Origin of the sequence: Cobetia sp. 1AS1 (assembly GCF_029846435.1) — a bacterium.
GTDB lineage: Bacteria > Pseudomonadota > Gammaproteobacteria > Pseudomonadales > Halomonadaceae > Cobetia > Cobetia amphilecti.
In genome coordinates this window covers 1-26,129 of the sequence record NZ_JARWKU010000016.1, presented here as the reverse complement: position 1 = coordinate 26,129, position 26,129 = coordinate 1, and the positions used below count along the sequence as shown (strand labels likewise).

19 protein-coding genes and 1 pseudogene are annotated in these 26,129 nt (G+C 64.7%); 11 read left to right on the top strand and 9 right to left on the bottom strand.

Features of this window, described 5'->3' with window-relative positions:
- Positions 1-125, bottom strand: a pseudogene (locus QD280_RS17510) (DUF479 domain-containing protein); the annotation flags it as partial.
- Between the two features lie 145 nt (positions 126-270).
- Here QD280_RS17510 and selD point away from each other — a divergent pair.
- Entirely contained in the window at positions 271-2,634 is a 2,364-nt protein-coding gene (gene selD, locus QD280_RS17505; RefSeq protein ID WP_279840117.1) for a selenide, water dikinase SelD, read from the top strand.
- A 194-nt stretch (positions 2,635-2,828) separates the two neighbouring features.
- Here the strand turns inward: selD and QD280_RS17500 are convergent, their stop codons facing one another.
- Positions 2,829-3,551, bottom strand: a complete 723-nt coding sequence (locus tag QD280_RS17500) for a DUF3581 family protein (RefSeq protein ID WP_054556084.1) — start codon at positions 3,549-3,551, stop codon at positions 2,829-2,831.
- A 291-nt stretch (positions 3,552-3,842) separates the two neighbouring features.
- Between QD280_RS17500 and QD280_RS17495 the strand changes: the two genes are divergently transcribed.
- The 3 genes from QD280_RS17495 (at position 3,843) to puuE (ending at position 9,678) form a co-directional block, all read left to right on the top strand.
- Positions 3,843-5,729: a VRR-NUC domain-containing protein gene (locus tag QD280_RS17495; protein ID WP_279840116.1), complete on the top strand. Its 1,887-nt coding sequence runs from the start codon at positions 3,843-3,845 to the stop codon at positions 5,727-5,729.
- On the top strand, positions 5,726-8,599 hold the full coding sequence (locus tag QD280_RS17490) for a helicase C-terminal domain-containing protein (protein WP_279840115.1): 2,874 nt from the start codon (positions 5,726-5,728) through the stop codon (positions 8,597-8,599). The genes QD280_RS17495 and QD280_RS17490 overlap by 4 nt, the downstream gene beginning before the upstream one ends.
- Before the next feature lie 125 nt (positions 8,600-8,724).
- Positions 8,725-9,678 carry an allantoinase PuuE gene (gene puuE / locus QD280_RS17485; protein WP_279840114.1) on the top strand — a complete coding sequence of 318 codons (954 nt, stop codon included), beginning with the start codon at positions 8,725-8,727 and terminating at the stop codon, positions 9,676-9,678.
- A 131-nt stretch (positions 9,679-9,809) separates the two neighbouring features.
- On the opposite strand, the gene QD280_RS17480 is transcribed toward puuE, so the two are convergent.
- From QD280_RS17480 to QD280_RS17455, 6 genes are all read right to left on the bottom strand, one after another.
- Positions 9,810-11,105, bottom strand: a complete 1,296-nt coding sequence (locus QD280_RS17480; protein WP_279840113.1) for an amidase family protein — start codon at positions 11,103-11,105, stop codon at positions 9,810-9,812.
- Between the two features lie 60 nt (positions 11,106-11,165).
- Positions 11,166-11,984 carry an amino acid ABC transporter ATP-binding protein gene (locus QD280_RS17475; RefSeq protein ID WP_279840112.1) on the bottom strand — a complete coding sequence of 273 codons (819 nt, stop codon included), beginning with the start codon at positions 11,982-11,984 and terminating at the stop codon, positions 11,166-11,168.
- The gene (locus tag QD280_RS17470; protein WP_279840111.1) at positions 11,968-12,621 is read right to left on the bottom strand and encodes an amino acid ABC transporter permease; all 654 of its coding nucleotides are present in this window, start codon (positions 12,619-12,621) and stop codon (positions 11,968-11,970) included. Before QD280_RS17470 ends, QD280_RS17475 begins: the two co-directional genes overlap by 17 nt.
- The gene (locus tag QD280_RS17465; RefSeq protein ID WP_279840110.1) at positions 12,618-13,343 is read right to left on the bottom strand and encodes an amino acid ABC transporter permease; all 726 of its coding nucleotides are present in this window, start codon (positions 13,341-13,343) and stop codon (positions 12,618-12,620) included. Before QD280_RS17465 ends, QD280_RS17470 begins: the two co-directional genes overlap by 4 nt.
- A gap of 46 nt (positions 13,344-13,389) precedes the next feature.
- Positions 13,390-14,244 carry a transporter substrate-binding domain-containing protein gene (locus QD280_RS17460; RefSeq protein WP_192838233.1) on the bottom strand — a complete coding sequence of 285 codons (855 nt, stop codon included), beginning with the start codon at positions 14,242-14,244 and terminating at the stop codon, positions 13,390-13,392.
- Positions 14,245-14,889: 645 nt separating this feature from the next.
- Complete coding sequence (locus tag QD280_RS17455; RefSeq protein WP_279840109.1) at positions 14,890-15,873, bottom strand: MurR/RpiR family transcriptional regulator; 984 nt, start codon at positions 15,871-15,873, stop codon at positions 14,890-14,892.
- 373 nt (positions 15,874-16,246) lie between these two features.
- Between QD280_RS17455 and QD280_RS17450 the strand changes: the two genes are divergently transcribed.
- Both QD280_RS17450 and QD280_RS17445 read left to right on the top strand, forming a co-directional pair.
- Positions 16,247-16,678 (top strand): hypothetical protein, encoded by a 432-nt coding sequence (locus QD280_RS17450; protein ID WP_279840108.1) that lies wholly within the window; start codon positions 16,247-16,249, stop codon positions 16,676-16,678.
- The gene (locus QD280_RS17445) at positions 16,675-17,280 is read left to right on the top strand and encodes a hypothetical protein (protein WP_279840107.1); all 606 of its coding nucleotides are present in this window, start codon (positions 16,675-16,677) and stop codon (positions 17,278-17,280) included. The genes QD280_RS17450 and QD280_RS17445 overlap by 4 nt, the downstream gene beginning before the upstream one ends.
- A gap of 239 nt (positions 17,281-17,519) precedes the next feature.
- Here QD280_RS17445 and QD280_RS17440 read toward each other — a convergent pair whose 3' ends face one another.
- A complete protein-coding gene (locus tag QD280_RS17440) occupies positions 17,520-18,203 on the bottom strand; it encodes a TetR family transcriptional regulator C-terminal domain-containing protein (protein WP_279840106.1) in 684 nt (227 codons plus the stop codon).
- A 405-nt stretch (positions 18,204-18,608) separates the two neighbouring features.
- Here QD280_RS17440 and QD280_RS17435 point away from each other — a divergent pair, with 405 nt between their 5' ends.
- The 5 genes from QD280_RS17435 to QD280_RS17415 all read left to right on the top strand — a co-directional run bounded on the left by QD280_RS17435 (position 18,609) and on the right by QD280_RS17415 (position 26,018).
- Positions 18,609-20,138 carry an FAD binding domain-containing protein gene (locus QD280_RS17435; protein ID WP_279840105.1) on the top strand — a complete coding sequence of 510 codons (1,530 nt, stop codon included), beginning with the start codon at positions 18,609-18,611 and terminating at the stop codon, positions 20,136-20,138.
- Positions 20,116-22,530, top strand: coding sequence for a xanthine dehydrogenase molybdopterin binding subunit (gene xdhB, locus QD280_RS17430; protein WP_279840103.1), 2,415 nt, complete (start codon positions 20,116-20,118; stop codon positions 22,528-22,530). The genes QD280_RS17435 and xdhB overlap by 23 nt, the downstream gene beginning before the upstream one ends.
- A gap of 20 nt (positions 22,531-22,550) precedes the next feature.
- Positions 22,551-23,564 (top strand): xanthine dehydrogenase accessory protein XdhC, encoded by a 1,014-nt coding sequence (gene xdhC / locus QD280_RS17425; RefSeq protein WP_279840102.1) that lies wholly within the window; start codon positions 22,551-22,553, stop codon positions 23,562-23,564.
- The gene (gene guaD, locus QD280_RS17420; protein ID WP_279840101.1) at positions 23,564-25,171 is read left to right on the top strand and encodes a guanine deaminase; all 1,608 of its coding nucleotides are present in this window, start codon (positions 23,564-23,566) and stop codon (positions 25,169-25,171) included. Before xdhC ends, guaD begins: the two co-directional genes overlap by 1 nt.
- Positions 25,172-25,358: 187 nt before the next feature.
- Positions 25,359-26,018: an oxygen-insensitive NAD(P)H-dependent nitroreductase NfsB gene (locus tag QD280_RS17415; protein ID WP_043333519.1), complete on the top strand. Its 660-nt coding sequence runs from the start codon at positions 25,359-25,361 to the stop codon at positions 26,016-26,018.
- Positions 26,019-26,129: the final 111 nt, after the last annotated feature.

Here is a 26,129-nt window from a genome sequence, read left to right as displayed (position 1 = left end):
CCCGCCTCTACCTCCGGCGACCAGTCGCTCAGGTCACTGCCGCGCACGCCATCGGCAATCAGGTTGCCAAACAGGAAGTTATCGCTGCCCGCCAGACTCAGGCGTGCATGACCGAGAAAGTTCAAGTTGCTAGACTCCTGCTTTTGCGAATCCTGTCGCCTGTCTCATCTGGCGCGCCCTGGCTCTGCCTACCCTGCTCCTGTTTCCATACTCTACTGACTATCGAGATTCACGATGCCGTCCGCCTCCATGCCAGTCAAAGCGCCTATCGTGCGTGATATCGTCCTGATCGGCGGTGGGCACAGCCACGTCGGTGTGCTGATGCGCTTTGCCATGCAGCCAGAGCCCGGTGTCCGCCTGACCGTCATCTGTCGCGACACCGACACGCCCTATTCCGGCATGTTGCCGGGCTACGTCGCCGGTCATTATACGTTCGACGATGTGCATATCGACCTGCGCCGGCTGTGTCAGTTCGCCGGTGCCCGCTTCTATCGCGATCAGGTGATCGACATCGACCGCCGCGAACGCCGCGTGATCTGCGCCGAGCGCCCGGCGGTGGACTACGACCTGCTGTCGATCAATATCGGCTCCACGCCTCGCCTGTCCCACATCGATGGTATCGGTGACCCCGAAGCCGCAGACGCCCCCGTGGTGGCGGTCAAGCCGATCAGCACCTTCCAGCAGCGCTGGCTGAGTCTGCTCGAGCGCGCCAGGAGCGCCGAGCGCCCGCTCGATATCGTGCTGGTCGGCGGCGGTGCCGGCGGTGTCGAACTGCTGCTGGCCATCCAGCAGCGCCTCGCCACCGAGTTGCCCGATGCGCTCGCGCCGAACCTGACGCTGATCACCCGTGGTCAGCGTCTGTTGCCCACCCATGCGCACACGGTCAGCGAGGCGCTTGCCACTACCCTGCACGAGCGCGGTATCCAGGTGCATTTCGGCGAGGAGATCACGGCCGTCGAACGCGCATCCTCGACCGCCCAGCGCCAACTGATCAGTGCCAGTGGTGCCTGCCATCAGGCCGATGAGGCCATCTGGGTGACACGGGCCGGTGGCGCGCGCTGGCTGGAGAAGACCGGACTGAGCCTGGACGAGGATGGCTTCCTCAAGGTTCGCGACAGCCTGCAGACGCTTGAGGATGACGCCATCTTCGCCGCGGGCGATATCGCGCATCAGCTCAACCATCCCCGCGAGAAGGCCGGCGTGTTTGCCGTGCGTCAGGCGCGGCCGCTGGCCGACAACCTGCGACGGGCCGTGCGCGGCGAGCCACTCAAGGACCATATCCCGCAGTCGCGCTGGCTAGCGCTGATCAGCACCGGGGATCGCGACGCCATCGCCTCACGCGGCAAGCTGGGGCTGGTCGCGCCGCGTCTGCGCCCGTGGCTGTGGCGCTGGAAGGACCATATCGACCGCCAGTTCATGGCACGCTTCAATGAACTGCCCAGCATGCAGGACGCCGCGGACACCGGCGGCCTTTCCGGGCTGCATCAGCGTATCAGCGCTGCCTGGCAGGCGCTCAAGGGCAGCGATGGCAAGCTGCATCCGCGCCTGACCGCCGAGCTGGATGAACAGGAGGCGCATCAGGCCCTGTCCGCACTGGCGATGCGCTGCGGCGGCTGCGGGGCCAAGGTCGGCGCCAGCGTGCTGTCGCGAGCGCTGCAGAGTCTGGCCCCGCGCGAGAACCCGGACGTGCTGGTCGGGCTGCATGCCCCGGATGATGCCGCCATCGTGCGCGTGCCCGAAGGACAGGCGCTGGTGCACAGCGTCGACTTCTTCCGCGCCTTCATCGATGACCCCTATCTGTTCGGGCGCATCGCCGCCAATCACGCGCTGGGCGATCTCTACGCCATGGGCGCGACGCCGCACACGGCAACGGCGGTGGCCACGGTGCCACAGGGGGTCGAGCGCAAGGTCGAACCGCTGGTGCGCGAGCTGATGCAAGGCGCGACCGAGGTGCTCAACGAGGCAGGTTGCAGTCTGGTCGGCGGCCACACCGGCGAAGGTCAGGAGCTGGCGCTGGGCTTCGCGCTCAATGGTCTGGTAGAGGAGGGTCTGGCCGGCGTCACCTGCAAGGGCGGCATGCAGCCGGGCGATGTGCTGCTGCTTACCAAGGCCATCGGCACCGGCACGCTGTTGGCGGCGCACGCACGCCTGGAAGCCCGCGGCCGCTGGATCGACGCCGCGCTGGACAGCATGCAGCAATCCAGTCAGCGCGCGGCGGATATCCTGCGCGCGCATCAGGCGAGCGCCTCCACCGATGTCACCGGCTTCGGTCTGCTCGGCCATCTGGTCGAGATGACCCGCGCCAGCGGCGTGGATGCCGAGCTTGAGATCGATGCCCTGCCGGTGCTCGACGGCGCCGAGGACTGTGTCGCCCGCGGCGTGGTCAGCTCGCTGCAACCGGCCAATCTACGCCTCAAGCGTGCCCTGAAGGACCAGGCCAGCATCATCGATCATCCGCGCTATCCGCTGCTGTTCGATCCGCAGACGGCCGGTGGCCTGCTGGCCAGTGTGCCGCCCGGGGAAGCCGAGCCCTGTCTGGCCGCGCTCAAGGCCGCCGGCTATCGCGCCAGCGCCATCATCGGGCGCATCACGCCCCAGGGCGATGCACTGGCGCCGATCAGCATCAAGCGCTGAGCACGGTTAGAGGGTCACACGGTGAGCCAGCCAGCCGGCGGTGAATGACAACTGGCGACTCCCAGCGATGCTTCACAAGCGTTGTGACATTCAGATGGCAAGACGCCCGCCAGAGGACTCTCTGGCGGGCGTCTTCATGACTGCCGACTCATGCGCGGGGCGTCTGGCGACAAGCGTCAGACTGACCGGCTATCTCAGGCTTCGGCTTCGCGCTTGAGCGCCTCGAAGGACTCCACGAACGCATCCATGGTCTCGGCACAGTAATCCCGCAGACCACTGACGACCAGCTTCTTGGAGCCACTGCCGATGCACTGCTCGCCATCATGGATGCTGAACTCGAGCAGGGTATCGCCACGCTTGCCGTTGACCTCGAGCGAGGACCCCACGAAGTCGAGGTGCAGGTCGGCGATATCCAGGCGCTCGAAACAGAAGCCCATGCTGTCGTAGATCACCAGCGGGCGGGCCGGGTTGAACATCACGCCCTTCTCCAGCATCAACGGCTGCAGGAAGTGCGGGAAGTTGCGCCCGGAGAAGGCGATGTACTGGCGGGTGAAATTGGCGACCACTTCCTCGTCATGGGTGGTATCGCCGCTGCGCTCGACCGTCAGGTAGACCTTGCCGGCTTCATCGCGCACCAGCAGGGACACGCCATTCTCGTCGGGGGCGTCCAGCGCTTCGAAGATCAAGGGCACATCGTTGCCGACCATGCCGCAGAAACGGATGGTCATGCACTGCGACAGACCGAATTTCGCCAGCAACAGGGAGAACAGCAGGTCGCCGGGCACACAGAAGCGTCGCGCGTCCGGGTCATGAATGGGGTTGTAATCCCCCGCCATCTGCTTGGCGAAACGACTTGCCTGCTCGGCGGTGATCCGCACGCGGCCATCTTCGACCCGGTGAAACTGATCAAGAAACATGGACTGCCTTCCTGCCCTGCTTGAATGATGATCGATGGCCCGTCCTGAACCATCGCGGAAATGCCTCCGAGGGGAGGAATCGCGGTCGACGCGCTGTCACGCCTGCCCACCTGTCGTGTCATGAAGCTTTCAAGACATGCAGATGGAACGATTTTACCACTGGATGACAGTCAGGTGGTGACTCGTGACAGGCTTTGCAAGAGATTGCAGTGCGACAGATGGCGATATACTGTATATAACCCCATGCTTTCGGGCAAACCGCTGCCCTGCCCGCCACTTCGACAGGTCGCCATGCAAGCCGCTCCCCTCGACAATCCGCGCTACTACCTGGCCAACTTCGACACCCTGATCGACTGGGTCTGCCAGTGTCACGCCGATCTGCTGACAGAGGCGGAGCGTGCCACGGTGGACGCCATCACTCGCCTGCCGGATGCCTCGCGGGCCTTGCTGGTGCGACTGCTGATGCGCAAGGGCGATCATTTCGAGCGCTCGCAGCTGCACTATGCCGAGATCGGTGCGATCGAGGCCGCAAGCCAGCCATTGATCACACCGCTCGCCGACAGTGCCACGCCCGACGGTCTGTGCCGCCACAATGTTGACCTGACGCTGGACGAGATGCTGGCGCTGGTGACCTTGCCACGCCTCCGGGCTGCCTTTGCCGAGCTGCCCAGAAGCACGCCCAAGCGCCGCATGCATGATGCCATCAGCGAGCTGTTGGGCGATGTCACGCCACGGCCACTGCCAGAGTGGTTGAACGACCCTGCCGCCGACACCTTGAGTGTCGGGCTGGGGGAGCTGTCGCGACGCCTGAGCCTGATGTTCTTCGGCAACCTGCGCCAGAATCTGTCGGACTTCGTACTCAGCGAGCTGGGCCTGCTGCGTTGCGAGACGGTCACCCTGTCGCCGGCCTCGCGCGCCTTCACCCATCGCTGGGAGGTGGATCGCTATCTGGCGCTGGAGCAACTGCGTGAGGACTGGCAGCAAGCCAGCGAGCGGCTGGACCGCACGGAGAACGATGAGCTTGAGCGGCACTGGCAGCGCATCGTCGCGGCGCTGGATGCGACGCCGTCTGCAGCGGCAAACGCGATCCACAGTGAGCCGTCCGCGAGTCATCAGCTCACTGACGCTCATGCCACTGACGGGCGCGCTATTGATGATCGTGCCAATGCCTGGCTGGCGCAGCGGCGTGACCGCCTGCGCTTCTCGCTGGCCCGCGACGCCGAGCGTCAGGGCTGGCATCAGGCGGCTGCCCGCCAGTACGCCTGTCTCGAGGATTCCGCATATGCCCCGCGTGCCATGCCGCGCCGGGTGAGAGCACTGGAGCTGTCGGGCGATATCAGCGCAGCTCACGCGCTGGCCAGCGAGCGGTTGGCGCGCGCCGAGATCACGCTGGACGAGCAGCTGGCACTCGAACGCGCCCTGCCGCGTCTGTGCCGTGGCCTCGGATTGCCCGCGCCCAGCCGCGCCAAGGCACCGACCACGCCGCAGATCACCCTCACGGTGCCCGACCTTGCCACCTCGGCGGCTGATGGCATCCACGGGGTCGAGCGCGCAGCCGCCCATGCGTTGGCCACGCCCGAGGCACCGGTCTTCTATGTCGAGAATGGCCTGATTCCCGCGCTCTTCACCCTGCTGTGTTGGGAGGCGCTGTTCGCCCCCTTGCCGGGGGCCTTCTTCCACGCCTTCCATACCGGCCCTGCGGACCTCTACCGCCCTGATTTCGTCAGCCGTCGCCAGGCCGCTTTCGAAACCTGCTTCGCGCGTCTGAACGATGAAAGCTACCGGGCGGTGATCCGTGAACGCCACCAGCAGAAACAGGGCATTCAGGCGCCCTTCGTGCACTGGGAGCTATTGAGCGAACAACTGCTCAATCACGCACTGGACTGCATTCCGCCCGCGCATCTGGAAGCCTGTTTTCGCCACCTGCTGGCCAACCCTCGCGAACATCGCGCCGGCCTGCCGGACCTGATCCAGTTCTTCCCCGAGCACAGCAGCGACCGTTATCGGCTGATCGAGGTCAAGGCGCCTACCGACCGTCTGCAGGACAACCAGCGTCAATGGCTGGCCCTGTTCGCACGCCATGCGATTCCGGCGCTGGAGTGTCGCGTCGAATGGCAGAGCGCGGCCGAGGCCTCAGTGGACGAACCCTCCCGGCACAAGGCACCTCCTGCATCATGATCAAGGCGGACGAGACCCACGCTGAGCCCGGACGCTACCGGATCGCGGTGCGTGAACTGTGCGCCTTTGCCGCGCGCGAGGGCGATCTGGACCTGCGCTTCACGCCATCACCTACCGCCCAGCAGGGCATCCGTGGTCATCAGCGTATCGTACGCCGACGCGGCAAGGACTATGAAAGCGAGATCTCGCTCAGCGGTGACATCGGCAACCTGACCATCCGTGGGCGCGCCGATGGCTATGATCCCAAGCGCAACTGCCTCGAGGAGATCAAGACCCACCGCGGCGACCTCTCCCGCCAGCCCGCACACCATCGCGCCCTGCACTGGGCCCAGGCACGCGTCTACGGCGCACTGATGTGTCGCAGCCGGGACCTCGAAGGCATCACGCTGGCGCTGGTGTATCTGGATATCGCGGCGGATGCGCCCAGGGGCGTCAAGGGCAGCAAGGATGAGCAGAACGAGCAGGACGCGGGCACCCTGGATGATCGAGACGAGCAGACTGACCCCAAAAGCCGCAAGGCACAGCATGATGAGCAGCGCCTGGAAGCCTGGTGGAGCCGTGAGGCGCTGGAGGCGGAGCTGGCACGTCTGGCGGCACGCTTCAGCGAGTTCGCCGCCAATGAGCTGGCCCATCGCAGTGCCCGCGACAGCGCGCTGAGCCGCCTGGCCTTCCCGTGGCCGAGCTGGCGTCCCGGTCAACGCCAACTGGCCGAGCATGCCTACAAGGCTGTGATGACCGGCCGCGAGCTGCTTGCCGAGGCACCGACCGGCACCGGCAAGACCCTGGCGACGCTGTATCCGGCACTGCGCGCGATGCCCGCAAGCGGCACGGACAGGCTCTTCTACCTCACCGCCCGCACCCCGGGGCGCGCGCTGGCACTCGACGCGCTGGCCACCTTGGCACCAGCCGCTGATGACAGCGAGGGGCAGGAAAAGACACCGGCGACACCGCTGCGCATTCTGGAACTGGGCGCGCGCAGCAAGACCTGCGAGCACCCGACCCTCGCCTGTCATGGCGAGTCCTGCCCGCTGGCGCGCGGCTTCTATGATCGCCTGCCCGCGGCGCGCGACGCCGCCCTCGCCGACCAACGGCCCTTGAATCTGGCGACGACACGCCGCCACGCCCTGGCCCACGACATCTGCCCCTACTTTCTCGCCCAGGAGCTCTCGCGCTGGGCGGATGTCATCATCGGCGACCACAACCACTACTTCGACAGTCATGCGCTGCTGTTCGCCCTGACCCAGGCCAATGACTGGCGCACGGTGGTGCTGGTCGATGAGAGCCACAACCTCATCGAGCGCGCCCGCGGCATGTACAGCACCGAACTTGACGCCCGCCAGTTCCACTTCCTGCTCAAGCAGTTGAGCCGCACGGGCCATCCGGCTCCGCTGCGCTCGGCCTCACGCGCGCTGGCTCGGCAATGGCGAGCACTGGAGCAGCTCGAGCTGGGTACTGACGACGATACACAGGCAAGCAAGGTCGATAGCAAGGACGAAGGCCACAAGGCGCAGCGCCTTGCGCTGGAGGCTCTGCCCGGCGACTTCCTCAAGGCCTTGAGCCAATGGACCGGCGCGATGGGCGACTGGTTGGCGGAGCCTGACAAGGCCACAAACCCTGCTGCGGCCAGGCAACAGCCAGCGAGAGCCACAGCCACACAAGCCCCCGAACAGCTGGGCCTGATCGCAAGCGATGCCTCCTCTTCGGCACCGATTACCAAGGATACAGGCACTGCAACGACAGTCTCCGGCTCGACCTCCTCCACGGCCAGGCGCCGTGTGGAGCCCGATGTCGAGATGATGGAGGCCTACTTTGCGGCACTGACTCTGGCGCGACTCGCCGAAGGCTTCGGCGATCACTCGCTGTTCGAGGTCGAACTCGCCGCCACTCCCCCTGCGCGGCAGGCATCACTCGCCAGCGATTCAAGCTCGAGTTCCGGCGCAGCATCGGCTGCAGAAGCAGAAGGATCAGAAGCAGCAGCCCGGCCACGCAAGGCCCGCGGGCGCAGCGTTCGCCAGATCCAGCCGCGACTGCGCTGCGTCAGCCCGGCGCCGTGGCTGGCACCCCGCCTGCGCGCCAGTCACGCCACCCTGCTGTTCTCGGCCACACTCAATCCACCGGCCTATCACCAGCGCCTGCTGGGTCTGGCGGACGATGCCGTCTGGCTGAGTGTCGATTCCCCGTTCAGCGCGACCCAGGTGCAGGTCAGTCGACATCGGCTCTCGACACGCCTGCGGGATCGCGACGCCTCCTGTCGGCCGATCGCCGAGTTGATGGCGCGCCAATACCGGCAGCGCTCGGGCAACTATCTGGCCTTCTTCTCGAGCTTCGCCTATCTGGAACAGATCGCCAGCACCCTGCAACAGCTGGCGCCGGAGATTCCCCAATGGCGTCAGACCCGCGCCATGACGGAGGCTGAGCGCACCGGCTTCATTCAGCGCTTCACGCCCGAGGGACAAGGCATCGGCTTCGCGGTACTGGGTGGTGCCTTCGGCGAAGGGATCGATCTGCCCGGCTCGCGGCTGATCGGGGCCTTCATCGCCACCCTGGGACTGGCCGGTTTCAGCCCCGAGAATGAAGCGCTCAAGCAGCGTCTGGCCACATGGCTGGACAACGACGCACAGCGGCGTAGCCAGCCGCAACAGGCTGAAGGCGACCCAGACGACGATACGCGCGCACCGCGCCCGGTCATCCAGCCATTGAATGCCGATGACTGCACCTATCTGTACCCGGGACTCACCAGAGTGGTGCAGGCTGCCGGCCGAGTGATTCGCAGCGAGCAGGATCAGGGCGTGATCCACTTGATCGATGACCGCTTCATGCGCCCGGAAGTCGCACGGTTGCTGCCTCGCTGGTGGACACCGACGAATTGATGCGGGCTGCAAGCGTGACGTCGCCACCATGCGCCGTGATGGCACAAAGCCTGCACATCAATGGAGAGTGATGGGGTATTCATTTCGCTCTTCATTTCGTTAGCCACCCGCAAGGAAGCCGCACGATGCCAGACACCGACAATGCCCTGTGGGGCGATGAGTATCCGCGTGACCTGATCGGTTATGCCGACACGCCACCGCATGCCAACTGGCCAGGTGGCGCGAAGATCGCGGTCCAGTTCGTGCTCAACTACGAGGAAGGTGGCGAGAACTGCCTGCTGCACGGCGATAGCGAGAGCGAGAAGTTTCTCTCCGAGATCATCGGTGCCGAGGCCTACCCCGCGCGGCACATGAGCATGGAGTCGATCTACGAATATGGCTCGCGCAGTGGCGTGTGGCGGATTCTGGATGAATTCAAGCGCCGCGAGTTGCCGCTGACCGTCTTCGGCGTCGGCATGGCGCTGGCGCGGCATCCGGATCTGGTGGCGCGTTTCCTGGAGGATGGTCACGAGATCGCCAGTCATGGCTGGCGCTGGATTCATTATCAGCACATGGATGAGGCCCATGAGCGCGCCCACCTGGAACGCGCGGTGGAAAGCTATCGCGAGCTGGTCGGCCATGCGCCGCAGGGCTGGTATACCGGACGTGACAGCCCCAATACCCGCCGACTGGTGGTGGAGCACGGCGGCTTCACCTACGACAGCGATTACTACGGCGATGACCTGCCACTGTGGATGGAGGTGACTACCGCCAATGGCGAGCAGGTGCCGCATCTCGTCGTGCCCTACACCCTGGATACCAATGACATGCGCTTCGCCAGCGCCCAGGGCTTCAATAGCGGCGAGGACTTCTTCCAGTACCTGCGCGATGCCTTCGATGTACTCTATGCCGAGGGCGACACCGCGCCCAAGATGCTCTCCGTCGGGCTGCACTGTCGGATCGCCGGCCGCCCGGGACGCTTCGCGGCACTCAAGCGCTTCCTCGACTACGTCCAATCGCATGACAAGGTATGGATCACGCGACGCATCGATATCGCCGAACACTGGCAGCGCGAACATCCCTATACCCCCGCCAGCTGACGAACCATCCCTTCAAGCGCCATCACCAGAAACGCCGCAGCCCTTTCGGGATGCGGCGTTTCTGGTCAACTCCAGACAATGTCTGCAAACGCACATGCAAGGCAGCGCTGGTCAGTTTTCCAACATGCAGGTCAGTTTTCCAACATGCGGGCCAAGGCCAGCAGGCTCTCATCACGACCCGGCAGGCCCAGCAATGACACGCCCCAGGGCGGGGGCGCGGATTCCTGTGGCAGGCGTGCCGCCGAGTCGGCAAGCCACGGCAGACTCAGCTGCGGCGCACCGTTCAAGCCGGCAAGTGCAGTGAGTCCCATCAGCCGATGACGATAGGCCTCCATCTCCTCGAGGCTTGCGCCCAGCAGCGGTGAGGCGCCCGGCGTGGTGGGCAGCACGAAGACCGCCTCGCTGGTGGCTTCGGCCTGGGCATGAGACGCGCGACTGCCGGACTCCGCTGGCGCCTCGATGCCTTCCTGATGACTGACTGCCAGCTGCTGGCGATACCAGCGGCGAACGGTATCTGCCTTGGCCTCTGCTGCCTGCTCATCAGTATCGCTGAGCGTCATGCACCATTTGAGACGCGCCGCGATATCCGGGTTGAGGCGCGGCCAGCGTGATTCGGGCCCCTGCTCCGGCGTACTCAACCACGCCTGGTGAGTGCGGCGAATCTCGCAGCCCTGCAGAACCCGGAAGGCTTCACTGGCGCGCGCCATGAAGGCCTGGCTCAACATGAGCCGCTCGCACTGAAAGCCGAGCGACTCAAGACGCCGGGACAGCGGCCCGAGCAGGCGCTGATAAGGCCCCGCGGCCAGCCCTTCCGGCACCAGCAGGATGATACGTGCAGGCAGTCGGGTGGCTGTCGCTGCCGGCATCAGCACCTCACTGACCTGCGTCAGCGTCTCCAGATCCCGCGTCATCCAGCCGACGGTGTCAAAGCGCGGCGCCAGCGGCTTGAGCCCGGTCATGCTGATACGACCATGGGTCGGTCGCAGCCCATAAAGCCCGCAGTAACTGGACGGCACGCGGATGGAGCCGCCGGTATCGGTGCCCAGCCCGATCTCCGCCTCGCCGCGCGCCACCGCCACCGCAGAGCCCACGCTCGAGCCACCCGGCAACCTCAGCGGCGCGCGAGGGTTCTCCGGCGTGCCGAAATGCGCATTGGTACCGTTGAGGCTGTAGGCCAGCTCATCGGTGGTAGTGCGGGCTCGATAATCGGCCCCCGCCTGCTGAAGCGCGAGGACAGCAGGCGCCGTCTGCCGCTCGATGGGGGCGCTGGCCAGCAGGTCAGGGTTGCCCTGGCCGATGCACTCGCCCTTGATCGCGAACATATCCTTCACCACCAGTCTCTGACCATCAAGCGGCCCCTGTTCCCGCCGCCCCTGTCCCCGCGGCCCCGAGAAACGCGCCGGCGCTACATAGATACGCTTGTCCACTGGGAGCGACTCCTTTCGACTCATGATGTGGTCCACCTCTGTTCGCTCAAGACGCTGTGCTCATAGCACCGCGCCGAGGAACTGGCGCAGTTCTTCCGTGACCGGATTGGCAAAAAGCGTCGCCGGGTCGCCCGACTCATGCACGCGCCCCTGGTGCATGAAGATCACGCGGTCCCCCACATCGCGGGCGAAATTCATCTCGTGGGTGACCAGAATCAGCGTCATGCCCTCACGCTTGAGCTGTTCCAGCACCTTGAGCACATCGCCGACCAGTTCCGGGTCCAGCGCCGAGGTGATCTCATCGCACAGCAGCACCTTGGGGTGCATCGCCAGAGCGCGCGCGATCGCCACCCGCTGCTGCTGACCACCGGAGAGCTGACTCGGCCAGGCATCGAATTTCTCCCCCAGCCCGACCTTGGCCAGCATCTCGCGGGCCTCGCGCTCGGCGACGTCCCGGGCGACGCCCTTGACCAGCATCGGTGCCAGCATCACGTTCTCGCCGACGCGCTTGTGGGGAAACAGATTGAAGCTCTGGAACACCATGCCGACATCCTGCGCCAGGGCGGCGGCGTCCATCTCGCTACCGTCCAGCAGCTTGCCGGCGACATGAATGGCGCCGCCGTCATGCTGTTCAAGCTGATTGATACAGCGCAGCAATGTGCTCTTGCCGGAACCGCTGCGACCGATGATCGACACCACCTCACCCGGACGCACCTCGAGATCGATCCCCTTGAGGACCGCCACGTCACCGAAGGACTTGGTCAGCGCCGACAGGCTGACCAGCGGTGCCTTTGCCTTCTCGGAGACAGGGGCGCTATCGGTAACTGAGACGTCGGATGAGGCGCTATCCAGCGCAGAAACTTCAGCGAGCAGTGACATTGAGACGTGCCTCCAGGTGGCGAGCCAGCCGCGACAGCGGATAGCACATGGCGAAATACAGCAACGCGACCAGCGCGAAGACGGTGAAGGGTTCCAGGGTGGCGTTGTTGAGCATGGTGCCGGCCTTGGTCAGCTCGACGAAGCCGATCACCGAGGCAAGCGCGGTGCCCTTGATGATCTGCACCGAGAAGCCGACGGTCGGCGCGATGGCCATGCGCAGCGCCTGCGGCAGGATGATATGACGCATGGTCTTCAGATAGCCGAGACCCAGCACACGCGCCCCTTCCCACTGCCCCTTGGGCACCGCCTCGACACAGCCGCGCCAGATGTCATGCAGGAAGGCACTGCTGAACAGCGTCAGCGCCACGGACGCAGCCGTCCAGGCCGAGACATCCAGCCCGAAGACCGCCACGCCGAAGAAGGCCAGGAACAACTGCATCAACAGCGGCGTGCCCTGGAACAGCTCGGTATAGAGACGACAGAAGAGCGCCGCCCCCGGCCAGCGGGTCAGGCGCAGAAAGGTCAGCGCCAGCCCCACCAGACTGCCGCCGATGAAGGCGATCAGGGACAGCGCCAGTGTCCAGCGCGCCGCCAGCAACAGGTTGCGCAGAATGTCCCACAGCGTGAAGTCGATCATGAGTGGGCCTCTTTCAGGACATGGGAAGACAGACGGCTACGCGGGGCGGGCGTCAGGTGGCGAAAGCCGAACAGGCGACGCCCGATGCGGTTGAGCAAGGCGCGCATCGCGATGGCCAACAGCAGGTACATGCCTGCCGTCACCACGTAGCTCTCGAAGCTCAGGAAGGTACGTGACTGGATGAAGTTGGCCGCGAAGGTCAGGTCCGCCACGCTGATCTGGGAGACCACGGCGGAGCCCAGCATCACGATCACGCACTGGCTGGTCAGCGCCGGATACATGCGTTCCAGCGCCGGCATCAGCACCACATGGCGATAGCTCTGCCAGCGGGTAAGCCCCAGTGCCCGCCCGGCTTCCCACTGGCCGCGACCGGTGGCATCGACCCCGGCACGCAGGATTTCACTGCTGTAGGCCGCCAGGTTGAGTGTCATCGCGATCACCGCGGCCATCTCGGCACTGAGTGACAGCCCCAGCGCCGGCAGACCGAAGAAGATGAAGAACAGCTGCACGATGAAGGGCGTATTGCGCAGCAGCTCCACCAGCATGCCCAGCAGCCGGCTGAAGAGGCTGGTCGGCGCACGATGGCGCTGCCAGACACACAGCACCGCGCCGAGTATCCCCAGCGTGGTGGTCAGCGCCGTCAGCCAGACCGTCGTCATCAGCCCGGCCATCAGGTCGGGCAGATACGGCAACAGGCGCGGGAAATCCGGGAGATAGTTCATCGATCAAGCCTCACGGGCAAAGGGATCAGACGTGTGACGTCTCGATTCAGGCATCCAGTGACGGCAGCGGCGCCTTGAACCAGGTCTCGGAGAGCGTATTGAGCGTGCCATCCTCGATTCCCTGGGCGATCAGCTCATTCACGCGCGCCTTGAGCGCCGGCGTGTCATGACGCATGCCCACATAGCAGGGAGAGTTCTTGAGCGGCAGCACGCTGACCGGCACGCGGGCAGGATTGCGTTCGGCGATGGCGGCGGTGACGAGATTGCCGGTGGCGATCATCTCGACCTGCCCTGACAGGAAGGCCGACAAGGTCGTGTTGTTGTCTTCGAAGCGCTTCACGGTGGTCGATTCCGGTGCCACCTTGCTGAGCTCCATGTCTTCCACCGAGCCACGTGTCACGCCGATGGTCTTCTCGCTCAGTCCTTGCGCGGAGTCCACCTCACTGCCCTTCTCGCCGAACACGCCGAGGAAGAACGGCGCATAGGCATCGGAGAAATCGATCGCCTTCTCACGCTCCGGGTTCTTGCCCAGGCTCGAGATCACCAGATCGACCTTGCGGGTCTGAAGATAAGGGATGCGATTGGCCGAGGTGACCGGCACCAGCTCAAGCTTCACCTCCATCTCGTCTGCCAGATAGCGCGCCATGTCGATATCGTAGCCACGCGGCTTGAGGTCCGGGCCGACCGAGCCGAAGGGCGGGAAGTCCTGTGGCACCGCCACTTTCAGCACCCCGCTATCGGTGATGTCACTCAGTGCATCCGCGTGTGCGCTCAAGGCGGTGGACGCCAACGTGCCCCACAGGGCCAGCAATATTCCCTTGCGGACCCAGTTGCCAAGACGCTGCTTGTTGCCTGTCCGTGTGGCGCGCTGCTGGGCCTTGCTCTCGTGACGCTTGCTCATCGGTCGACTCCGGTATCCGTCAATGCCAGGCGCTGATGCGAGGACGACTCGTCTGCACCTGGTGCCTTGCGGCAGTGGATTGTTGTTGGTTGTTGTTGATCGTCCCGCCGTGCTTCTTGCCGAGTGTCTCGCCGAGTCAGATCCAGTGACTCCCTGCCCCATTCGTCTTCAGAACCTGACCAATGAAACAAGTGATTCCCTTATCAATCTTTGCAACAGGTGTGCCAAAGACTTCCGTCAGGTGCTCAACAAGGTGATCGAGTTGCAGGCAGTGCAGAGTCACCTGCGGCTCACACGCCTGTGCATGGGCTTGCGAACGCACTTGAGCACGCGCCTCAGCGCAGGATCGAGAACAGGCCTGAAAGCAAAACAGCGAGAAGAAATGAGTAGCAACGATAAGAAGAGACACACGCCTGCGGGAGGCGAAATCGAGGATGACGCCCTCGCCGGGCGGCGAGATCAGGGCGCCGACATCAGCGACATGGCAGCAGATGGTGCAGTCAGGGAGGCATATGCGCCCTGCGGGTGCGCAGAGCGCGGCGAGTCGAATCGGGCCGCCGCATAGATCAGAAGCAAGGCAGGCGGCCCACAGGGGGATAGAGAGGAAGGAAGGAAGGAAAGGCAGGAGCACTTCAAGCTGGACGATCAGCCGTCGCCCAGTTCCTCCAGCACATCGAAGGTATCCGTCACGCGGCGTATCTGACTGCGCCCGCCGACGAGGTCGTCATGCAGCAGGCGCGTGGCCAGCAGGTTGATCTGGCTCATGGCAGCGGCGTAGCTGTCGAAGGCGCTGACGCTGTCCAACGGGCAGCGCAGGACATGCTCGATACCGGCGGGGATGGTGCTCAGGCTGTCATCGCAGACCAGCAGCACCGTGCAGGGCGCCTGCCCCAGCCATTCAAGCAATCGTGCCAGCCCCTGCGGTCGCCGGCGCATGGCGAATACCACCACGGCATCATCGGCGCCCAGGCGTGCGACCTCCTCGCTGAGTGATTGGCCGGGTTGCGGCAACACCGCCACCTGCGCGCGTAGCTGCAGCAACTGCTGGCGCAGGTGCAGCGCCAGAGGATAGGCATTGCGAAAGCCGATGATCTGCAGCCGCTCGGCCTTGGCCAGAGCGCTGCTCAGGGCCTCCATATCGAGCATGTCCAGCGCCGCCAGCGCCTGACGCAGGTTGCGACACTCCTGCTCATAGTGACGCTGGTGATGGTCTGCCGTCGGCGCTGCCGCCACCGGGACACCCGATTGACGCAGACTGCGTGCCTGATCCCGCGCCTCACGGAAGTCCTGATAGCCGAGGCGGCGGAACAGGCGGCTGACCGTCGCCTTGGAGACGTCGGTCAGACGTGACAGTTCCGCGGCGTTGTATAGTGCCAGTTCATCCTGATGCGCGAGCAGAAAGCGCGCGATGCGCTGCTCATTCGGGGTGAGTTCCTCAAGCGAACGGGTCAGACGCTGATGCAGGCTCAGGCTCCTGGTGCCCTGCCTTGCGGTATGGCGAGCGAGACTGGTAGCAAGATTGACAGTGGCATCGGGGGCAGGCGCTTCCCCATCCGGGTGCACTGCCCGGGATTCACCGGACACGTCATCCTCGGGGGGCGCGCTGTGATCTATGGGCGCTCGTGGCATGAAGACACACTCCTGAAAAGATTCTGCGTGAGCGCAGAGCAACGATTGCATCAACGATTGCATCAAGACAGTGCAAAGCCTGGGCCAGGTGCTGACTGACAGTGCATAGACGAAAGGCGTAACCCTCGCGATGAGCGCTTTTTCCTCATTCTGGACACCTCTGACGCCCTCAAGCGCTGCACGACGACAATGATCCGCACAGCACCACAGACACAAGCGACTGTTTTTACTGTTCATCACATCAAATCGGCACGCAAGCCGCTTGATCAAGACTAGCCAGCCGACAGGTCATACGCCGCGCAGTAACGCCAACGACCCTTGCCGGACTGCAATATTCCCGATAAAGCGCTCGCGATGCGCAAGGAGCATTCTCATGGCCACCTCAACGATGACTGCCCTCCTCGATACCTGCCGAGCCATGACAGCCAAGGTCACGACACAGACATTCACCCTCTTGCCGCGCTCTGGTAGCGCCACCCAGGATGTCGCCAATGCCCAGTCCGCTCAATTGCTGGGCGTGATGGCGATGGGCTACGAGGCACCGCCGCTGAGCCTGAAGGCAACGGCGGCCCCCACGACGCCTTCACCGGCCCATGACACGCGCAGCCAGGCCGACATTGCCGCCTCGGCCGTAGCGGCCCAGGCCTCAGCCGAGACATCGACTCCGACAGCATCGCCCATCGCGCAACAGAAAGCCGTCTTCAATCCTGACATCAACCACAAGGCTCACGCTGACTGGGAGGCGATGCACCGCCACCACACCCTGCTGCGTCAGAGCATGACGCGTCGAGGAATGCTGGCATGAGCGTCTATACCATCGGCATGGAATGCGGCATGCACATACCGCTGGAGAACAGCATCGCCCTCGCCCCTGCGCCTCGCATCAAGCTGGAACTGACCGCCGGCCAGCATGCTGGTGAGTATCTGAGCATGATGTCAGGAGCCATCCAGCCGCTGACGGATAGCGACGATGCGTTGCTGAAAAGCCTGGAGGCGCAGCTGCCGCGCCGCAGCCTGATCTGGACGGCGCGCGGGATCACCGAAGTCGGGCGTGGCTGGCGTTGGCAGTCATCGCCCGGCCATCCCCAGGCGCCCTGGCTGGACGCCGTGCATCACAGCTGGCCGAGCCATGCGCCGCGCTGGCTACGCAAGGCGCCAGTGGTGGTAGTCACCGCCGATGCGCTGCCGCTGGCCAACCGCACCCGCCACCAACGTGACCTCGCGCGTCTGTGGGCCAGCGCCGATGCCGCGCTGATCTACCTGGCCGACGATGCCCGCGATGGCTGGCAGATGCATCAACACTGTGACCTCTCTCAATTGGAGAAAGCCGAGTTGTCGGGGGCCAAGCAAGAGGAAGAAGCCGTGCTGGATCGCGATGCTGGCATGCCCTTGGAGATGGCAAGCTGATCGCCTGATGGCCTTATCCTTCACATTTCCAGAATGACGCAAGAACGAGCGACGCAAGAACGACTCTAGACTCAAGAACCAAAAACCCAGAACCAGCAACCAAAAAGCCCGCCCCGGAATCCGGGGCGGGCTTTTTGATGTGCGGCGAGGCAGTGAGTACAGACAGCAGGCGACTGACAGAGCGCTGAACCCGCCGGCTCAAGCGCTCAGCCGCACAGCCGCTCAAGCGCTCATGCCGCTCACGACTGTCGCGGGCACAGACCATCACATAGCGTGCTGGCCACGAAATCCGCCAGCTGCTCCCAGTCTTCATCGCTCTGCGGCGCTCCCCCCAGTTGATCGATCTGGGCGGCGAAATCCGCGTAATGCTGAGTGGTGGACCAGATGAGGTAGATCACCCACATCGGCTCCGCCTCACGCAGTTTGCCCGCGGCCATCCAGGCCTTCATGACATCGCAGCGCGCCTGCACCCAGTCACGCAAGTCGCCACTGAGATAATCGCGCAGGAAAGGCGCCCCGCTGATCACCTCTGCCGCGAACAGACGCGAGGCCTGCGGTGCCTGGCGTGCCAACTTGAGCTTGACGCGCACCAGCGCCTCCAGCACCTCACGCGGCTCATCGTCGGGCGAGATATCCTCGAGCGAGGCATTCCAGCGCATCAGGGTCTGCTCCAGCAGATGAACGTAGAGCTTCTCCTTGGAGCCGAAATAATAGAGCAGATTGGCCTTGGGCAACTCGGCCACTTCCGCAATCTGCTTCAAGGTGCTGCCGCGATAACCGTGACAGGCGAATACGCATTCGGCGGCCTCGAGAATGCGGCTCTCGGCTTGCTCACGCGGAGAGCTGGCAGGCGGCACGCTCAATTCCGCGCTACGGGTACGACGGACTTCAGCGTAAAGGGAAGAAGGAGAATCCGCGGGCATCGGCATCACTCATCAGGTCAGAAAAAAGCATTCGAGTCTCTTGGCGACAGCCCCCTGTCTGTCTCACTCGCCCGTCAGCGGCGATATGCGCAAGCAGGAGGCTCTGGTCAAGCGACTATCACGTGGCGTTGGAACAGCAGTGAAAACAGCCCGTTGAGGCACCGGCGAACAAAATACCACAACATGCACTGACCATTTGGTCAGATTCTTGCAGGAATCACAATACGACCTGTTACATTGATAGAGACAACAGCCTGCAGACCGACGCTCGCCGCCTAGATAGAACAGGCCCGCTGGCAAGACAGACCCAGCCCGTCGACAAGGCAGAACAAGGGCTTGAGCGTTGGAAGCACGCTGTACGCAACAAGGCACCACAATGACAATACGACCTGACAGGATGCCCGCATGATCGACTTCACCTTGAATGGGCGCGCGTGCCGACTGCCCTCACCTGCACCGGGAACGAGCGTACTCGAAGTGCTGCGCACCTCACTTGGGCAAGACGGCACCAAGGAAGGCTGTGCCTCCGGCGACTGCGGCGCCTGCACCATTGCCTTGCAGGGGCCGGGCCACAATGTGAGCACCGCCAATGCCTGCCTGATGCCTGCCCATCAGCTGGCCGGCTGTGACTTGATCACCGTCGAGGGGTTGGCGGATGCCAGCCAGGCGCCAACCCTCTCGGCAGTGCAGCAGGCATTGGTCAGCACCCATGCCAGTCAATGCGGTTTCTGCACCCCGGGCATCGCCATGAGCCTTGCGGTGCTGCATGCCCGTCATCAGCGCCAGATCGATCAGGGCGAAGTGATCGATGCCAGACAGCGCGACACCATGATCGACCATGCACTGGGCGGCAACCTGTGTCGTTGCACCGGTTATCGCTCGATCCGCGAGGCCGCTCACCGCCTGCTGCAAGGCGAATTCGGGCCAGCCAGCCTGCAGGACTCTGGCGGTAGCACAGCGGAAACTCACGACACCGCCCCTGATGACGAGCAAGACACCGGGCGTTTCTATCGGCCGGTCACCTTGCAGGCCCTGCTGGCGCTGCGCGCCGAGCGCCCGGATGCCGCGCTGATCGCCGGCGGCACGGACCTGATGCTGGAGCACACCCAGCGCCTGCGCGACTTCCCGGCCTTGATCGACACCACCCAGGTCGCGGCGCTTGGCAAGATAGAGGAAGGCGAGCACGCCGGTCAGACAGGCTGGTGGATCGGGGCCGCGGTCAGCTATCACCAGCTGATGCCGCTGCTGCGGGAACATTACCCGGATGGCGCGGAGCTGCTCACGCGACTGGGCAGCGAGCAGATCCGCCATCGTGGCACCCTGGGCGGCAATATCGGCAATGCCTCGCCCATCGGGGACATGCCGCCGCTGCTGATCGCGCTGGACGCCTATATCCAGCTGATGAGCCAGGACAATGAACGCATCCTGAAGCTCGAGGACTACTTCCTCGACTACAAGCGTACCCAGCTGATGCCGGACGAGATCATCCACTCGGTCTTCCTGCCGCGCCCGCTGCCCAACCAGCGCCTGGCGGTGCACAAGCTGTCCAAGCGGCGTGACGATGACATCTCCACCCTGCTCGGCGTCTTCGCCTGGCGGCGTGATGCCAGCGGGCGTGCCCAGCACTGGCGGGTGGCCTTCGGCGGCATGGCCGGCGTTCCGGCCCGCGCCCCGCACCTTGAAGCACTGCTGACACTGCAAGCGCTGGAGTCTCTCACGCCCGCCAGACTGACGACGCAGACTCGCCAGCAGATCGAGCAGGCCGTGCAGGCCGATTTCTCACCGCTCAGTGACGTGCGCGGTTCACGCGAATATCGCCTGCTGGCCGCCAGCCATCTGATTCCCCGCGTGGCCCAGCGCATCCTGAATGAGCGCCAGCCCACGACCTCCCTCACGCCACTGGAGAGCCTCGATGCGTACCTTGCACAGCCTTGAGTCCGACGCCAGCGCCGCGCCGGCCGCCCCCATTCTCCAGTCACGTCAGCATGAAAGCGCCCAGCGCCATGTCAGCGGCTCGGCGCGTTATGTGGATGACCTGCCGCTGCCCACCGGCACGCTGCATCTGGCCATCGGCATGAGTGAGGTCGCGCACGCCACTCTGGATGCGCTGGATATCGAAGCGGTGCGCCGTGCCCCCGGGGTGGTCTGCGTGCTCAGCGCCGCCGACATCCCCGGTCACAGCGATGTGGGGCCGGTCTTCCCCGGCGACCCACTGCTGGTCAGTGACATCATCAGCCATCATGGTCAGGCACTCTTCGTGGTCGCCGCCGACAGCGAGCGCGCGGCACGCCAGGCGGCGCGACTGGCCAAGGTCGCCACCACGCCCCTGCCGGTATGCCTGGACCCGCGCGAGGCGGCCAGCCGCGGTGATCTGGTGCGCCCGACCCACACCCAGGCACGGCTTGCCAATGGTCGCGCCGGCGATCTCGACAGCATCAGCACCAAACTCGCCAAATCCGCCTGGCAATTGAGCGGTGAGCTGGAAAGCGGCGGCCAGGAACACTTCTATCTGGAGAGTCAGGCCGCACTGGCCTTGCCCGGCGAAGATGACGAGATGCTGGTGCACAGCTCCTCCCAGCACCTCAGCGAAGTCCAGAAGCTGATCGCCGAAGTGCTCGGCGTGCCCTTCCACGCCATCACGGTGGAGACCCGCCGCATGGGAGGCGGCTTCGGCGGCAAGGAAACCCAGGCCGCGCCGGTGGCCTGTCTGGCCGCGATGATCGCCCGGCGCACGGGCCGCGCGGCACGCCTGCGACTGGCACGCGCAGATGACATGCGCCTGACCGGCAAGCGCCACCCTTTCCACCACCGCTATGAATTCGGCGTCGATGACAGCGGGCGCATCGAGTCCGCCATCATCGAGCTGACCGGCGACTGCGGCCACTCGCCGGATCTTTCGGATGCCATCGTCGATCGCGCCATGTTCCATGCCGACAACGCCTACTACCTGGGCAATGCCCACGTGCGCGGCATTCGCGCACGCACCAATGTGGCGTCCAATACCGCCTTCCGCGGTTTTGGCGGCCCTCAGGGCATGTTGGCGGTCGAATCCGCGATGGAGGATATCGCCCGGCGTCTGGGGCGTGACCCGCTGGAGATCCGCAAGCGCAATCTCTACTGCGAAGGCCGTGAGACCACGCATTATGGCCAACACGTCAATCAGCACCCGCTGCTGACGACCCTGATCGATCAGCTCGAGGACAGTGGCCGCTACTGGGCGCGCCGCGCCGAGATACGCGCCTTCAATGCCGCCAATCCGGTGGTCAGGAAGGGGCTGGCGCTGACACCGGTCAAGTTCGGCATCTCCTTCACCGCCAAGCACCTCAATCAGGCAGGCGCCCTGGTGCATGTCTACACCGATGGCAGCGTGCAGGTGAATCACGGCGGCACCGAGATGGGCCAGGGCCTGCACACCAAGATCACCCAGGTCGCGGCCCGTGAACTGGGGCTGAGCGTGGACAAGGTACGCATCACCGCCACTCGCACCGACAAGGTGCCCAACACCTCGCCGACGGCGGCAAGCTCCGGGGCGGACCTCAACGGCATGGCGACGCGTGATGCCTGCCTGCGCCTCAAGATGCGCCTGCTCGACTTCGCCGCCGAGCATCTCGCCCAGCCACGCGTCAGCCTGAGCCTCACGGATGGCGAGCTGCATGGCCCGAGCGGTGTGCTGATGACCTGGGGCGAGCTGATCCAGGCGGCATACCTGGAACGCATCTCACTGTCCGAGAAGGGCTTCTATGCCACCCCGGATATCCATTACGATCGCGCCAGCGGCACCGGCCACCCCTTCTACTACTACGCCTTCGGCGCGGCGCTGTGCGAAGTGGTCGTCGATACGCTGAGTGGTGAATACCGTCTGGAAAGCGCCGAGATCCTGCATGATGTCGGTGATTCGCTCAATCCAGCCATCGACATCGGCCAGATCGAGGGCGGCTTCGTGCAGGGCATGGGCTGGCTGACGACGGAGGAGCTCAAGTGGAACGAGGATGGCCGGCTGCTCACCGATGGCCCGGCGACCTACAAGATTCCAGCGATCAGTGACGTGCCGGCCGGCGCGCTCAAGGTGCGCCTGCTGGAGGGACATCCCAACTCGGCCGCCAGCATCTACCGCTCCAAGGCCGTCGGCGAGCCGCCCTTCATGCTCGCCATCGGCGTGTGGGCGGCGCTGCGCGATGCGCTGGCCTCGCTGACCGACTACCGCCGCGCGGTACGCCTGGATACCCCGGCTACGCCCGAGCGGGTGATGCTGGCGGCGCGCGAACAGCGTGACTGGCAGGAGCAACACGACACTGCTGGCGCAGAGCCAACGCAGGTGCCGTCATGAATGTCGACAAGAGTGCCGTCATGAATGCAAAGAGTGCCGCGACCGGCCGCTGGTATCAGGCGCTCGCCGAGGCCCAGGCAGCGTTGACGGCGCATGCACTGGCCACCGTGGTGACGGTGGCGGGCTCTGCGCCGCGTGGTGCCGGCAGCAAGATGCTGATCACCCCCGATACGCTGCACGACAGCCTCGGCGGCGGTCGGCTGGAGCAGCTGGTGGTGGAGCGCGCCCGTGAGAGGCTGGCCCGGGGACAGTCAGGCTGCCTGCTCGAGGAGATCGCGCTCGGGCAGCATGCCCAGCAATGCTGCGGCGGCCATGTGCAGGTGCTGATCGAGCTTTACCCGGCGCTTGCGCCACGGCTGGCCCTGTTCGGCGCCGGTCATGTCGGGCAGGCGATCGTCACGCTGCTGGCACCCCTGGGCTGGCAGATCGACTGGCGGGACTCACGCGCCGAGCAGCTCACGGCCGCCACGACCCCCGCGGGTTGCGAGGGTCGTGTAGCGCGTCAGGCGTTCAATATCCTGACTGACCTGCCGACCGCGAAAGCCGCGCCAGCCAGTGAGTCACTGCCCGTGATGGCAGGCAGTCATGTGCTGGTATTGACCCATGACCATGTCGAGGACCAGGCGCTGGTCGCCGCGCTCGCACCACGAGATGACCTGGCCTCGCTGGGGCTGATAGGTTCCAGCAGCAAGTGGGCGCGCTTTCGCCAGCGCCTGCGCGGCGATCTCGCGGAGCATCAGATCGCCCGCGTTCGCTGTCCGATCGGCGTGCCCGGCATTCCCGGCAAACGCCCTGAGGAGATCGCGATTGGCGTCGTCGCGGAACTGCTGCAGATAGAGGCGCGGCGCAGTGACGAAGCGGCCGTGAACTCACCCGACAAGGCCACCGGCCATGGCGCGTCTCTCCAAGGCACGTCAGCCCAGGGCACGTCACTGGACAGCCATGGACTGACGCGTCAGGGTGCCCGCCAGCTGCGCGCCCATTTTGCTCCTGACGCGATGCACCAGACAGAAACGACACAGAAGGCCGAATGATGACTGACCAAGACACGTCGCACACTGCGGCCTGCCACCTGGATGAGCAGCGCCTGACGGCAGCCCTGCGCGCGGCCGCCAAGGACGCTTCCTGCGTCAGCCTGCTGCGTGGAGCACTGCTGCATTTCGTCGCCGACCCTGAAGACGCCATGCTGAGTGAGGCGGCCTCGAGCGATGGCAACGATAAGGGAGATAGCAATCAGGGAAACAGAGACAGCCGAGCCTCTGACATGGCGGCGACCCTGGCGCGCGCCGTCGAACACTACGCCGATGCGCTGCTGGTGATGCATGCAGGCCATGTGGTCGCCGTGGGGGATCATCGCTCGCTTGCCCGGCATGAGGCCGTGGGCGAGCTGATACGGCTGTCTCCGCCGCGCAATGTCGAAGGCCTGATGATGCCGGGCTTCATCGATACCCATGTGCACTTCCCGCAGCTGGATATCATCGCAAGCTACGGCCACTGCCTGATCGACTGGCTGAACACCTACACCTTCCCCGCCGAGCAGCGCTTCGCCGACCCCGCACATGCCGCCGAGGTCGCCGATGCCTTCCTCGATGCGCTGCTGTGTCATGGCTCGACCAGCGCCCAGGTGTTCGCCACCTCACATGCCAGCAGTGCCGATGCCCTGTTCCGGGCCGCTCGCGCTCGCGACATGCGCGTACACGCCGGGCGCGTGATGATGGACCGCAATGCCCCGCCCGAGTTGCTGGACTCCGGAGTCACCGCGCTCAAGGACGACGAGCGCCTGATCGCCGACTGGCACGGGCGTGACCGCCTCGGCTATGTGCTGACGCCGCGCTTCGCGCCGACCTCCACGCCCGAGCAGCTGAAGGCTGCCGGCCAACTGCTCAAGAGCCAGCCGGACCTGCACCTGCAGACCCACCTCGCCGAGAATCTCGATGAGGTGAAGTGGGTCGCCAAGCTGTTCCCCGACGCTCGGGATTATCTGGCGGTCTATGAGGATGTCGGCCTGAGCCATGAGCGCACCACCTTCGCCCACGGTATCCACCTGGACGATGGCATGCGCCAGCGCATCGCGGATCAGGGCGCCAGCATCGCCTTCTGCCCGACCTCCAACCTGTTTCTCGGCAGCGGACTCTTCGATCGCGCCAGTGCCCGCGCCCTGGGCATGAACATCAGCATCGCCACCGATGTCGGCGGTGGCTCCAGCCTGTGTCAGCTGGAGAGCCTCAAGGCCGCCTATCAGGTCGGCCAGCTTCACGGCGCGGTCGCTCATGATGTGGCGGGGCTCGCGTCACGCGCCAATCAACCGCTGACACCCTGGCAGGGCTTCTATCAACTGACGCTGGGCAATGCGCGCGCCATGCGTCTGCAAGACAAGGTCGGCAACCTGCGTCCGGGCATGGAAGCCGATGTCATCGTGCTCGACCCCGCCGCCACGCCCTTGCTGGCACGGCGCACTCGCTGGGGTCAGCCCAGCCAGGTATCGCTGCAGGAGGTGCTGTTCGCATTGATGATGCTGGGCGACGACCGCGTGATACGCGAAGTCCATGTGGCGGGCCAGTGCCGCAAGCTGCACGGCCTGATGCTGAGTGCTTCTTCTGATACGCCATCCAGAGAGCCTGCCGCAGCATTAATGCCATGAAAGCATCACAGCGATGACAAGTAATTGACATATGGCACCAATTCTCAGGATTGGTGCCATTTTTTCATCTTAAAGATGCGCGCAACGCGGATACTCAACGCTGAATCCACTCGCTATGATGGCGACATCTTCTTCCAAAAGGTCATGGGCGCTCAGCGACTGGCCTGCCACTACGAGGACCATCATCATGACTCCCACCGCCATCATGCAACGTCGTTATTCCACCAAGGCCTTCGATCCGGCACGCAAGATCAGCGCCGCCGACTGGCAGGAACTGGAAAACGTGATGCGCCTGAGCGCCTCCAGCGTCAATTCCCAGCCGTGGCACTTCCTGGTGCTGGAATCTGACGATGCCAAGCAGCGCTTTGCGCGTGCCGGTACCGATGACAAGTACGCCTTCAACTCGCCGAAGATCACCAATGCGTCTCACGTCGTGCTGTTCTGCACTCGCTCAACCCTGGACGACGACTACCTGAACCACCTGCTGGACACCGAAGCGTCTGATGGCCGCTTCAAGAAGGATGACGAGTTCAGCGCGATGATGGACGGCGCGCGTCGCCTGTTCATCGACCTGCACCGTCATGACCTCAAGGACCTGCAGCACTGGATGGACAAGCAGGTTTACCTCAACTACGGCAGCCTGCTGTATGCGGCCTCCAGCCTGAACATCGATGCGGTGCCGCTGGAAGGCATCGACCCGGTGGCGCTGGATGCGGAATTCGGCCTGCGCGAGAAAGGCTTCAACGCCCTGGTCGCCGTGAGCCTGGGTTACCGCGCCGCTGACGACTTCAATGCCGAGCTGCCCAAGTCCCGTCTGCCGGCAGACGAGATCTTCACTCGCCTGTAAGGCTCGCTCTCAAGGCCGGGCTCTCAAGCGGATTCTGAAGATCTGTTCACAGCAGCTGTCCGCAAGACATCGACGTGTCCGCCTTGCGGACCAACGGCGGGCACGGGGGCA